This window comes from Mariniphaga anaerophila, assembly GCF_900129025.1.
Taxonomy (GTDB): Bacteria; Bacteroidota; Bacteroidia; order Bacteroidales; family Prolixibacteraceae; genus Mariniphaga; species Mariniphaga anaerophila.
In genome coordinates, this window is record NZ_FQUM01000004.1 from 247,050 (window position 1) to 259,782 (window position 12,733).

At 41.6% G+C, this 12,733-nt stretch carries 12 protein-coding genes; 5 read left to right on the plus strand and 7 right to left on the minus strand.

Annotated elements, in window-relative coordinates:
• Positions 1–9: 9 nt before the first annotated feature.
• Positions 10–1,419: a 23S rRNA (uracil(1939)-C(5))-methyltransferase RlmD gene (rlmD, locus tag BUB08_RS09620; protein ID WP_073001206.1), complete on the plus strand. Its 1,410-nt coding sequence runs from the start codon at positions 10–12 to the stop codon at positions 1,417–1,419.
• Positions 1,420–1,575: 156 nt separating this feature from the next.
• Here rlmD and BUB08_RS09625 read toward each other — a convergent pair whose 3' ends face one another.
• The 4 genes from BUB08_RS09625 to BUB08_RS09640 all read right to left on the minus strand — a co-directional run bounded on the left by BUB08_RS09625 (position 1,576) and on the right by BUB08_RS09640 (position 5,748).
• Complete coding sequence (locus BUB08_RS09625; RefSeq protein WP_073001208.1) at positions 1,576–2,073, minus strand: hypothetical protein; 498 nt, start codon at positions 2,071–2,073, stop codon at positions 1,576–1,578.
• A gap of 27 nt (positions 2,074–2,100) precedes the next feature.
• Positions 2,101–2,820, minus strand: a complete 720-nt coding sequence (locus tag BUB08_RS09630) for a head GIN domain-containing protein (protein ID WP_083570682.1) — start codon at positions 2,818–2,820, stop codon at positions 2,101–2,103.
• Between the two features lie 165 nt (positions 2,821–2,985).
• On the minus strand, positions 2,986–4,302 hold the full coding sequence (locus BUB08_RS09635; protein ID WP_073001210.1) for a TldD/PmbA family protein: 1,317 nt from the start codon (positions 4,300–4,302) through the stop codon (positions 2,986–2,988).
• 33 nt (positions 4,303–4,335) lie between these two features.
• The gene (locus tag BUB08_RS09640) at positions 4,336–5,748 is read right to left on the minus strand and encodes a TldD/PmbA family protein (protein WP_217651584.1); all 1,413 of its coding nucleotides are present in this window, start codon (positions 5,746–5,748) and stop codon (positions 4,336–4,338) included.
• 497 nt (positions 5,749–6,245) lie between these two features.
• Here BUB08_RS09640 and BUB08_RS09645 point away from each other — a divergent pair, with 497 nt between their 5' ends.
• From BUB08_RS09645 to BUB08_RS09655, 3 genes are all read left to right on the plus strand, one after another.
• Positions 6,246–7,259, plus strand: coding sequence for a glutamine synthetase beta-grasp domain-containing protein (locus BUB08_RS09645; protein ID WP_073001214.1), 1,014 nt, complete (start codon positions 6,246–6,248; stop codon positions 7,257–7,259).
• Between the two features lie 292 nt (positions 7,260–7,551).
• The gene (locus tag BUB08_RS09650; protein WP_073001216.1) at positions 7,552–8,157 is read left to right on the plus strand and encodes an HAD-IA family hydrolase; all 606 of its coding nucleotides are present in this window, start codon (positions 7,552–7,554) and stop codon (positions 8,155–8,157) included.
• Entirely contained in the window at positions 8,142–9,071 is a 930-nt protein-coding gene (locus tag BUB08_RS09655) for an AEC family transporter (protein ID WP_073001218.1), read from the plus strand. Before BUB08_RS09650 ends, BUB08_RS09655 begins: the two co-directional genes overlap by 16 nt.
• Here the strand turns inward: BUB08_RS09655 and BUB08_RS09660 are convergent.
• The 3 genes from BUB08_RS09660 to glyA form a co-directional block, all read right to left on the minus strand.
• Positions 9,068–9,988 (minus strand): CobW family GTP-binding protein, encoded by a 921-nt coding sequence (locus BUB08_RS09660; protein ID WP_073001220.1) that lies wholly within the window; start codon positions 9,986–9,988, stop codon positions 9,068–9,070. The genes BUB08_RS09655 and BUB08_RS09660 overlap by 4 nt on opposite strands.
• A 39-nt stretch (positions 9,989–10,027) precedes the next feature.
• Positions 10,028–10,783, minus strand: coding sequence for a sulfite exporter TauE/SafE family protein (locus BUB08_RS09665; RefSeq protein ID WP_073001222.1), 756 nt, complete (start codon positions 10,781–10,783; stop codon positions 10,028–10,030).
• Between the two features lie 107 nt (positions 10,784–10,890).
• Complete coding sequence (gene glyA / locus BUB08_RS09670; protein WP_073001677.1) at positions 10,891–12,171, minus strand: serine hydroxymethyltransferase; 1,281 nt, start codon at positions 12,169–12,171, stop codon at positions 10,891–10,893.
• 116 nt (positions 12,172–12,287) lie between these two features.
• Here glyA and BUB08_RS09675 point away from each other — a divergent pair, with 116 nt between their 5' ends.
• Positions 12,288–12,716: a hypothetical protein gene (locus tag BUB08_RS09675; protein WP_073001224.1), complete on the plus strand. Its 429-nt coding sequence runs from the start codon at positions 12,288–12,290 to the stop codon at positions 12,714–12,716.
• Positions 12,717–12,733: the final 17 nt, after the last annotated feature.

Consider the following 12,733-nt stretch of genomic DNA (forward strand, 5'->3'; position numbering starts at 1 on the left):
AAAAAAAGAATGGGAAGAAATAGAAAAAAGCCATTTTACGAAGAGGTTCAAATCGAAGACATAGGCGCAGAGGGCAAAGCAATTGCCCGTGTTGGCGAAATGGTTGTATTCACAAAACTGGTTGTTCCGGGTGATGTTGTTGATCTTCAGGTTTCAAAAAAAAGGAAGAACTACCAAGAAGCGTTTGTCACAAAAATTCATGAATATTCAAAAGATCGCGTCGAAGCTTTTTGCAGCCATTTTGGAGTATGCGGCGGTTGCAAATGGCAATTTCTACCCTACGAAAAACAACTGTCCTACAAACAGAAACAAGTAGAAAGCCAGCTCAAAAGAATTGGAAAAATTGACCTTCCCGAAACATCACCAATATTAGGCTCTGGAAAAAACACATTTTACAGGAACAAGCTGGAGTTTACTTTTTCCGACAAAAGGTGGCTATCTCCAGAAGAAATTGAATCGGGCGCAGAAATAAACGACTACAATGCGTTAGGATTTCATGTACCGGGAATGTTCGACAAGGTAATTAACATAAAAAAATGTTGGCTACAACCTTCTCCTTCTAACGAAATTCGCAATTTCATTTTCAATTTTGCCATTGAAAATGGGTACAGTTTTTTTGACATTCGCGAAAAAAAGGGATTACTTCGGACCCTCATCATACGCACAAGCTCCATTGGAGAAAACATGATTATCCTCTCGTTTTTTCGAAACGACAAAGAGAAAATCGAAAAAATACTGGCTGCCATCAAAAACAAATTTCCCGAAACAACGTCAATTTTATATGTAATAAACAGCAAAGGAAATGACACGATAACCGACCAGGAAATATTATTGTACCACGGTCGTGACTACATCTTTGATGAAATGGAAGGACTTCGATTTAAAATCGGGCCAAAAAGTTTTTACCAAACCAACTCTGCCCAGGCCTACGAACTATATAAAGTTGCAAGGTCGTTTGCCGGATTAACCGGAGATGAAATTGTATACGATTTATATACGGGAACAGGAACCATCGCCAATTTTGTGGCAAAAAATGCAAAAAAAGTAATTGGTATCGAATACGTACCAGAAGCCATTGAAGATGCCAAAGAAAACGCAGCGGTTAACCAGATTACCAACACAGACTTTTTTGCCGGCGACATGAAAGACATTCTGAATGATGAATTTTTCGCGCAGCACGGCAGGCCTGAAGTTATTATTACTGACCCGCCCAGGGCAGGAATGCACGCAGACGTTATAAAGAGTATTCTCTTGGTACTTCCTGAAAAAATTGTTTACGTAAGTTGCAATCCGGCAACTCAAGCCCGCGACATTTCACTACTTGACAGCCATTACAAAACAACAAAAGTTCAACCGGTTGATATGTTTCCACACACACACCATGTTGAAAATGTTGTGCTTTTAGAGAAACGGGATTAGCAAAAAGAGGCACCTGAACTTAGTTTCTGCCAACAACAAAAAATCTTCAAAAGAAGGGCAAAACAATATTAAAAGAGATGCAGCGCATTCTATAAAAAAATGCGTTGCTTCTAATATTATATTAGCCGTTTTTTGAACCGACACCAAAAACCGATACTAAAACAGGTATTTTACGGTAAGTGCAACATCGAGCAACCGGACATCAAAACCATACCTGCCAAAAACATCCAGATACGGTTTTACTTCAAGCCCGAGTTTAACAGGAGCTTCGTAAAAAACATACTCCACCCCGGCAACGCCATCGATGCCGGCCACCAAAGAGTGCCTTGTCTCATGAAAGCGAATGGTTTCGGTAAAAACAGTCTCATCCCAACTTTGAAACCCGAAATGCACTCCGGCTCCATAGAAAAACACAAGTTGTTCTGAAAAAGAAAATAAATCATATTGATGAAATTCGGTTAATGCATGCAACTGCACTCCTCCGTCACGGGCTGCCAACAAAGCTCTTAACGAATGATCTTCGCTGGTATAATAACGGTATTCAATTCCGGGATTAATCCATCCGGCACGAATTCCAACTGCTTGTTTAAATCCTTGCGCCCTGGCCCCGATAATCAATAAAAAGAAAATTGAAAAAAATATAATTCGTTTCATGAAGCATCTGTTTACAGGGCAAAATTACTATTTTTTGCGAACAACGCTTCCCGAACCCGACACATGTTTCTCTACTGCTGGAAAACCTCCGTAATACACATTCCCGCTTCCAGAAATAACAGCTTTTAAATAGCGCTCAACATAAACCCACACATCGCCTGAACCGGAAATAGTTGCTTCGCAATTGACGAGATCAAGTTCCCACGCATCAATTGTTCCTGAGCCGCTCAAAGCCAGCTCTGCATTACGCGCAACACCAGACACAACCACCATGCCCGAACCGGACACCAAAGCTTCCACAGTAAGAGCATCAACAGACGTCTCGACAGAGCCTGAGCCGGACACCACAATTTTAAAATCGTCACCTTCGAAGTAGCCGGTAGTAATACTTCCTGAGCCACTCTGCACAATCTTGTCGATATAAGGAACTGTGACAAAAACCTCCATGGGCAACTGATTTCTCAGGCTTTTCAGTCCTCTCGTATGAATTTTTAAATTACCACCGCGCACATCGGTTTCGATATACGGCATTAAACTCTCCTCGGCATTAACAACCACATCATACTCATTGCCTGGAGTAATATGTACATCAAAATCTCCATCTGACGAAACAGAGGAGAACGCAGTGGTTACTCTGACTTCGCTGGCAGGGATTCCATTCCCATCGATAAAAAAATCATCGACACAGCTGGTGGTTGCAAGCGATAAAAATACCAGACCTGCAATAATCAGTTGAATTGTTTTCATAAACTAAGTGTTTTGTTTTCTGTTTAAATAGCTTTATTACAAGACTATCATCTCCCTAAATAGTTACAGTCCTCATCAAAAAAAATATTTTTACCTAAAGGGGGAACACAAAAAAAGCCGAAAATGAAGGACTTTCGGCTTTAATTTTATTTTTTTTCAAACGAGCTACGCTCCGCTAAAATCGACTCCTTCGAACACAATTGAAGGAATGAGCCAGCTTGAATTTTTGTTGACATCATTTCCAACTTCACCAATACCAGCCCAAAGCTCTTTCATGTTGCCGGTGATGTTCATTTCTGAAACAGGTTGGGAAATTTGTCCTTTTTCAATAAGGAAGCCCTCAATTCCGTAGGAAAAATCTCCGGTTGCCCCGTTGCAATTTCCGCCATTAAAACCGGTAACCAAAATGCCCCGGTCTACTGAAGCAACCAATTGTTTCAGATTTTTATCTCCCGGTTTAAAAACAAGGTTAGTATTGCTTCCGCTCGTGGGTTGCATATCAAGTTTCTTGGCGTAATAAGTGTCGATAAAATAATTTTTCAGCACTCCGTTTTCAAAAACAGGGCGTTTTTTTGTTGCCAGTCCTTCGGAATCAAACAACCTGCTTCCACGCCCGGACACAACAAAAGGATCGTCAATCACCGTGAGTTTATCAGAGAAAACTTTTTCATTTTGCTTGTCAATTAAAAAAGAATTTTTCTGTTGAATTGCAGAACCGCTGAGCGCAGAAATAAGCGGACTAAAAAGCCGGGCAACAGTCCTGTTTTCAACAATCATAGACATTTTCCCCGAATCGGTTTTCTTCTGACCGATTTTATTAATTGCACGTTCCAGCGCCTTCTCCCCTATTCCTTTTTTCTCTAATTCATTAAAAAAGATGGCATTTTCACTCCAGTAGGATTCGGGTCTTGCGTCGCCGCCCTTCACCGAAACCTGTGCATTCAGGCCGTAATACGAATTAGCGGTATCACCTTCAAAACCATTGCTGGCAACCATCACTCTTTCGCTCAAACCATCGTAATAACTGGCTGTAACCGAAATAATACGTTCGTCTTTTCCCAACACCTCTTTTTCTGCATCAAAAGCCAGGTCGATTTTTTCCTGAGGATTGTGAGCATCAAAATTCGTATCCAGAGTATTTAAACTCTGAGCACCGCCTTTGTAATAAAGCTCCGGGTCGGGCAATGTTCTGAATTCATCTTCAGAAAGATACCGGGTTCCGGCAATTGCTTCTTCAATAAAACGCGCCAGTTCTTCTTTTTTCAACCGGTTTGTAGAATGAGCCGAATACTTGTTATCTACAAAAAGCCGGATAAACAGGCTGCTCTGAATTGCCTGTTCCAGTTTATCAATTTTCTGTTCGCGCACTTCCACGCTGCTGCTGCGACTATTGGAAATAGACACGCTTACCTGCTGAGCCCCGTTCTCGAGGGCGTGATTCATGGCCCACTTGGCCAGGCTATATTTTTCCTTTTTTGTCATTTTCTAAATCTTTAAGGTTACAATACACGTTGATTAAATAGCGCCTCCCACCGTTAATTTCTTCACTAAAACAGTAGGCAAACCACAAGTTACCGGAACAGACTGACCGTCTTTTCCGCAGGTCCAGGTGCCATTGTCAATCATGTAATCGCTTGCCGCCATGGTAATATCAGCCAAAGCCTGAGGCCCGTTACCTATAATATTGATGTCTTTAATCGGTTGCGTCAGTTTTCCTTTTTCAATAAGGTAACCCGATTTTACAAAAAAGGTAAAATCACCGGCTCCGATTTTCACTTCGCCATTACTGAAATTATCTACAAAAACCCCGTAATCGACATTGGAAATAATATCGTCTTTTGAATGAGGCCCCATTTCCATATATGTAGCACGCATACGTGGCAACGGAATATTTCTGAACGACTCGCGTCTTCCGTTTCCTGTAGGTGCCACGCCGTAGTATTCTGCACTAATACGATCATGAATATAGCTATTCAAAACCCCGTCTTTCACCAAATACGTTTTCTGAACATCATTTCCTTCGTCGTCCACATTAATTGAACCGCGGTTGCTTTCAAGCGTTCCGTCATCAATAATATTCACAAAACTTTCTGCCACTTTTTTGCCCATCTTATCGCTAAAAATTGAAGTGCCTTTTCGGTTAAAGTCAGCCTCAAATGTATGACCAATGGCTTCGTGAAGCAAAATTCCGGAACCTCCGGCTCCCATAACAACAGGCATCTCGCCGGCTTTTGGCTTGGTTGCTTCAAACAGAATATTTGTACGGTCTACCGCTTCGTTTGCAAGCTCGTCCACCAAATCATCAGTAAGCCACTCAAAACCTTTTCTGAAAGAACGGGCGGCATATGAATTTTCAATTTTTCCGTCTTTTTGCATGATGCAAACTGCACCAAAACTAATCATCGGGCGGTAATCGTATGTAAGCCTGCCTTCTGAATTGTAAAACATCACATAAGAAGTTTCGTCACTCAAAAAGGCATTTACTTTAATTACCTTTTCATCGAGCGAAAATACTTTGTCGTTTATCTTCTGCACAAACGGCACTTTATCTTCCACCGAAACGTCTTCCCATTTGCGGGCAATGCTGTAATAATTGGAGGGAACTTTTTCTTTCAGCCCCACCGGGTTAAAACTATTTTTACTATTGGCAATATTGGCCGCCATTTTCGCAGCATTCAACATGGCATCCAGTGTAATGGTTTCGGAATAGGCAAATCCTGTCTGATCCCCTTTCAATACCCTGATTCCAACGCCAAAGTCAATATTTGAATATGCACGGTTTACTTTACCGTCTTCCAACCCAAGACTGTTTGATTTTTTGTGCTCAAAAAACAAGTCGGCATAATCGCCTCCCTTACTCATGGCCGCTGCAATTACCTTTTGCAGCATTTCTGCCGAAACCTCAAAATGATCTAAATAACTTTTCACGCTTCCTGATATTTGTTTGTCAAAGTCCGATTGTATTACCGGTGGAAACACGATGCTTCCCGCTGCAAACATACCACTTGTTTTAATAAAACTTCGCCGATCTACATTCATAACTCTTTCCTTGTATTATTTTGTTTGATGTCAAATTAATCAAACTGATTGGTATCACAATTCTACCAAAATTACAAAAAACAACTTTTTTTCATCAACACCCCAAAAAACAACAGGGGGCATCAAAAATACAGGTATAAATCAAAAATTATATACTAATTCTAAAACTACCTATAGTTATATATGGTATATTTGTAAATAAATACCATATTTCTACAAATGATGCCATTATTTAGCAGGTGTCAAGAGAAAAGAAGATTTTATATGTAAATTTTGCATTAACTTTATACAAAATGCTATTATTAGACGAGAATTAATTACATTTAACTATATTTTTGCACAAGTCAGTTATAGATTATTCGTAATTCTAAATAATTATTTACACTATGAAATCAAAATTGGAATACATTTGGCTGGATGGTTCCGTGCCAACACAGCAACTGAGAGCAAAAACCCGTATTGAAGAAAACTTCAGTGGCAAACTTGAAGATTGCCCCATGTGGTCGTTCGATGGTTCTTCTACCAATCAGGCCGTCGGCGGTTCTTCCGACCTTCTTTTAAAACCAGTGTACATTTGCCCGGATCCTGACCGTAAAAATGCATACTTGGTGATGACTGAAGTCTTAAATCCGGACGAAACCCCGCACCCGACCAACGGACGTGCTTTCATTGAAGAAGAAGACGAAGATTTCTGGTTTGGTTTCGAGCAGGAGTATTTTCTTTACGATCCGCAGACCCGCCTTCCGTTAGGATTCCCGGCTGGTGGTTTCCCTGAGCCACAGGGGCCTTACTATTGCGGAGTAGGCGGTTCAAAAGCTTTTGGCCGTCAGATAGTGGAAGAGCACTTGGATCTTTGCCTTGAAGCTGGAATTAATGTAGAAGGAATTAATGCAGAAGTAGCAGCCGGACAGTGGGAATTCCAGATTTTTGCAAAAGGCGCACTCAGTGCCGGAGACCAGGTTTGGATGGCTCGTTTTCTGCTGGAGCGTACTGCCGAAAAATATGGTGTAGATGTAGAATGGCATCCGAAACCGCTTGGGAAAGACCTCGATTGGAACGGTTCGGGAATGCACGCCAACTTCTCTAACGGATTAATGAGAACCTGTGGGGATAAAAAAGTATTCACAGACATTTGCGAAGAATTTGCAAAAAGAATTCCGGAACACATTGCAGTATACGGTGCATATAACGATCAGCGACTTACCGGACTTCACGAAACGCAATCTATCGATGAGTTTAGCTATGGCGTATCTGACCGTGGCGCTTCAATACGAATTCCTGTGGGAACTGTTGAAAACGGATGGAAAGGCCGCTTGGAAGACCGTCGTCCTGCTTCAAACGGAGACCCCTACAAAATTGGAGGCCGCATAATAAAAACAGTAAAAAAAGTAGAAGGATAATACGGAAAGCTGTCTCAAACGAGGCAGCTTTTTTTCATACTCTGCCGGAAAAGCTGAATTATTTTCAGCTTTTTTTATGCATTTACAATTCAGCTTTCCAACAAACTATTGTGAACTCTTTTTATGCGGCCACATATTAATTTTCAAAAAAAAGCCTGCACATTAATTCATTAAAAAAAACAATACCGTTGCAACAGCAAATCCAATTAACTGATTTTTAAATAAACTCAGATTCAAATTGTAATTAACAGGAATCCCGAAGGAAATACTATGTTTACCTAAAATTTGAAAAATGGGATTACAGGCATACTCTGAAGCAAAAGCGTTAATTTTCGACTTGGACGGAACACTTTCCAATTCATTACCGGTGCATCTTGCCACCTGGCAACAGGTAGGTGATGTTTACCACTTTCATTTTAATCCCCAAATAATGCTGGAGATGACAGGCCGGGCAACCATCGACTTTGCCCGTCGCATTGTGGAAGAGAACAACCTTCAGGCTGACCCTGCCGATCTTGTTAAACTAAAACAGCAGGCATTCTGGGATTCGGCAAACCTACTGGAGCCCATAAACGAAGTAATCGATATTGTTAAAGCAAATTATAGAAAACTACCCATGGCAGTTGGCACGGGAGCCAGCAGAAAAAGCACTGAAGTGCAACTGAAACAGTTGGGCATTGGGCATTTTTTTGATGCAATTGTTACCGCCAATGACGTAACTCTGCACAAACCAAACCCGGACACATTTCTAAAGTGTGCTGAACTAATGGGAGTTTCTCCGGCAGAATGCCAGGTTTTTGAAGATGGTGTGTTAGGAATTGAAGCAGCAAAAACAGCCGGCATGATGATAACCGACGTGAGACCATTTATCAACTACGGCGAATGGATTCATTCATAATAGCTTTAGAAACAATTCTACCTCTTTTCCTTGTAATATTTGCAGGGATACTATTCTCGCGCACAAAAGCAGCTTCGCAAAACTGGATTGAAATTCTCAACAAATATGCACTGTGGATTGGTTTTCCGGCGCTCGTTATTGTTTCTCTTTTACACCTCGAAGGAGAAATAAAAACCTACCTGCCGCTAATACTGATTAACTCCGGATATATTATTGTCTGTCTGATTCTGGCCTACCCCATTTCTATGCTGTTCAGATTATCCGGCACCATGAAAAGGTCTTTGTTTCTGATTCTTCCTTTTGGAAATATTGCCTACCTGGGAATTCCGGTACTCCACAGCACATTTGGAGAAGAAATACTTCCGGTTGCGGCTATCATTTCAGCAGTTTATGTATTTTGGATGCTCACGCTCGGACTCTTTTTAATAGAAATTCATGGGAAACAGGAATTCAATCTAAAGCGACTGGCGCTCAGCCTGGCCAAAAATCCTTTACTCATTTCAGTATTTACAGGACTTATTATTGTTTCATTTCAAATAACTTTACCCGCCTTTCTGGACAAAACCCTTCGGCTCTTTTCAGATTCGGTAACAGCGGTAGTATTATTTTCACTTGGAATTTTTCTCGGGCTACAGAAATTAGGAAACCCTCGCGAATGGCTGCGAGTTGCTGTTTTTGTGACGATAACGATGATTGCCCTCCCAGCCATATTTTTTGCAGCAATTCGGTTTTCGCCACTTCCTCCCGACCAGATAAAATCAACTGTTCTGGACGCCACAATGCCGCTCGGGCTCACTCCTTACGCGCTTTCGGTTCAATATAAACTGGAAACTACACTGCTTGCCCGGATCGTAGTTTTGGGAACCGTTTTTTCGATGGTTTCTTCCCCGTTATGGATTACATTTCTGGGTTAAGTCAATTCGATGGATAACCCGTCAAGTTCTCCAATAAACACCAAAGTGCTCCGATCTGCTTCAACCAGACTTTCACCTTCTGAAATTTCAAAATTTCCTCCAACGCCCTGAAAAACAAACTCAAAAGGCTCATTTTCAAAACACAAAAATCCCTTCACCCTATAGATTTCCTTTTTGTAAACATCAAGATAATAAGATATTCGCCGGGTAAAATCAGCTTTATTCAGCGCCCGGTCGCATGTCCAGGTGTGCGTTTTAACTTTCGAATGAAGATCTCCGGTCCGGGGTTCTGTAAAATAGCGTATTTTCTTTGGTAAAGACTGCAGACTAAATGTCTCAACTACTCCATTTTCTGCAAACCGGACGGGGGCAAGCGGGTTTAATTCCGCAATCATCCCCCTAAATTTTTCCCGTTCAGAAGACGAACTATTTTCTGATTTAGTTACAACAACCTCATCGGCAATAGCCAGTTGTTTGTACGAAATATCTTTCCCCCGGCCGCTCCCAAAGTTCAGGGCATCTGCAAGGCAAATCGTCTTGTTAAATGCATACAATTCTTTCAATCGTTCTTCCCTGAAAAACGGCCTGACCACTCCTGCCGGATCAGCAATTCCCGTGGTTTCAATCAACAAATGCTCTACATGCGGAAAGCGCTCGGCCAACTCCTGCAACACCAGCTCATATTCATTGGTAATAGTGCAGCAAATGCAGCCCTGCTTCAATTCGAACAACTGGCTTGCGTCTACTCCTTTTATCAGTTTGGTATCGACAGACACACTCCCGAACTCATTTTCCACAAGGGCAAATTGCACATCCGGATATTTTCTAAGCACAGAATTAATAAAAGTTGTCTTTCCTGACCCCAGAAAACCGGTAACAACCGTAACAGATATTTTATCGTTTCTCAAACCAACCATTTTCTTTTCTATCGCAATAAATAAAAACGTTTGCCAATGCTATCCGAAAACGCCAAACAAATTTAAAATAACAATTACAAGTGAACCAATTAAAACGTACCGAATATATTTAGTTCCTTTGGTTACAGCAAAACGAACACCGAGCCAGGCGCCTGCCATATTTCCGGCAGACAAAGCCAATCCCGCATACCAATTCACCTGACTATTGTACATAAAAATACCAATCGTCACTATCGTGTAGATAAGTACGATAAATATTTTTATTGCATTGGCCCGCACCAAATCGTGCCCACATCCCAAAACCAGTCCGGCCAAAATAAAAAAACCAACACCCAATTGAATAAAACCGCCATAAAAACCAATAAAAAAGAAAAGGATGTATTGCAAAACAGTTGGCTTCGGATTTTCAACACGCGCGTGTTCGGCCAGCCAGACTCCGGGTTTTAAAACCACCATCAAAAACATAACTACCATTAGCGCCGCAATAATCTTCTCCAGCAAAAGCACATTCATCTCAACCGCGATAAGCGCTCCTGCCACCGACCCGAAAACAGCGGGAATTACCAGACGAAAATCGGTTTTGAAATTCAATACTTTTTTCTGACGGAAAGCATTTACGCCAATGATGTTCTGAAAAAGGATGGCAATTCGCAAGGTTCCGTTGGCAACATTTGCCGGAAGGCCAATAAACATCAACACAGGAAGAATAAGCATTGAGCCTCCGCCCGCATTTACGTTAATAAACCCGGCAATTAATCCGGTGACAACCAAAGCTAAAATAACATACCATTCCATCGCAAACTCAAAATTTCGTTAATACCCCCAAAACTAAAAGTGCTGCTCATTAAAAAACGAACAGCACTTTCTTTATTTTTATGAACGACTATAAATTAATCTTCTTGTTAGTAGGCAAACAGCGGAAAATCTTTCATCATCTGATGTACTTTTTCGCCAACTGCTTTCAATACTTTTTCATCTTCGATGTTAGAAATTACATCGTCTATCAGCTGAACAATAACCGGCATCAGGTCTTCTTTCAAACCACGCGTTGTAATGGCAGGAGTTCCTACTCGCAACCCTGAAGTCTGGAAAGGAGAACGACTGTCGAACGGAACCATGTTTTTATTCGCTGTTATGTGTGCCTGCACCAAAGTATTTTCAACCTGTTTCCCTGTAATTTCCGGGAATTTAGAGCGAAGGTCAATCAACATTGAGTGATTATCGGTTCCTCCGGAAACCACGTTATAGCCCAAGTCAATAAATGCTTTGGCCATGGTCTGTGCATTCTTTTTTACCTGTTTTTGGTAGTCTTTGAATTCGGGAGCAAGTGCTTCGCCAAAAGCTACAGCTTTTGCTGCAATCACGTGTTCCAGCGGTCCTCCCTGCTGTCCTGGGAAAACGGCTGAATCGAACAACGATGACATGGTGCGTACCACGCCTTTCGGAGTTTTGATTCCCCAAGGATTTTCAAAGTCTTTGCCCATTAAAATGATCCCACCACGTGGTCCACGCAAAGTTTTATGCGTTGTAGAAGTTACCACATGTGCGTATTTTACGGGGTTATTCAAAAGTTCAGCAGCAATTAAACCGGCAGGGTGTGCCATGTCAATCATCATCAATGCTCCAACTTTATCAGCTATCTCGCGCATCCGTTTGTAATCCCATTCGCGGCTGTATGCCGACGCACCGCCAATAATAAGTTTAGGCTTGTGCTCCAGCGCCAGGGCTTCCATTTCGTCGTAATCCACTAATCCGGTATCTTCTTTTACCCGGTAAGCAACCGGTTTATACAAAATACCTGAGCTGTTTACCAGCGAGCCGTGAGAAAGGTGTCCTCCGTGCGAAAGATCCAACCCCAGGAATGTGTCACCCGGTTTTAGAATTACACTAAGAACTGCGGCATTGGCCTGCGCTCCTGAGTGAGGTTGCACATTGGCCCATTCTGCTCCATACAATTCTTTAATGCGGTCAATTGCCAGTTGCTCGGTCATGTCCACAAATTGGCAACCTCCGTAATACCGCCGTCCAGGGTATCCTTCGGCATACTTATTTGTCATTACTGAGCCCATAGCTTCCAAAACCTGATTGCTCACAAAGTTCTCTGAAGCAATCAACTCTATTCCGCCTAACTGGCGTTCATGTTCTTTCTGGATAATATCAAAAACCAGTGTGTCTCTCTTCATTTGTGCATAAACTTTGAAATTAAGCCCAAAGGTAACACAATTTAAAAAAGCCATTGAAAGTTATCTCCGGGAAAAACTCACTATTTTTGAACAATTAATTTTGAAGCTCAAAGAAATTGAAACAACTGAACAAAATAACACAACGCCCGGCACTTTTAAGTGCATTATGCCTGCTCACATTTATCGGGAGCAGCATCGGTTTTATGGGCTACTTTTTGGTCTCCCTCTTTTTCGACCAAACCGTTGATGTAATAATCAAATACTCATCGTGGCATAACACAGAAGCTATTTCGCCACTCTATTTTACACTTTTGATGGTGTTGTATGCATTGTCACTAACCGGTGCCATCAGAATGTGGAAATTTCATCGCAACGGGTTCTGGCTTTACCTTTTTGCACAACTGGCTATTCTTTTCATTCCTGTTGTGTGGACCGACTGGCAGGCGTTTTCAGCAGCCAATGCAATTTTTACGTTGGTGTTTATTACGGGCTACGCATTAAACCTGAAACATTTCAAAAAAACAAAGGAACCTTTTTCAATTTAAAAGATTCCTTTATCTGA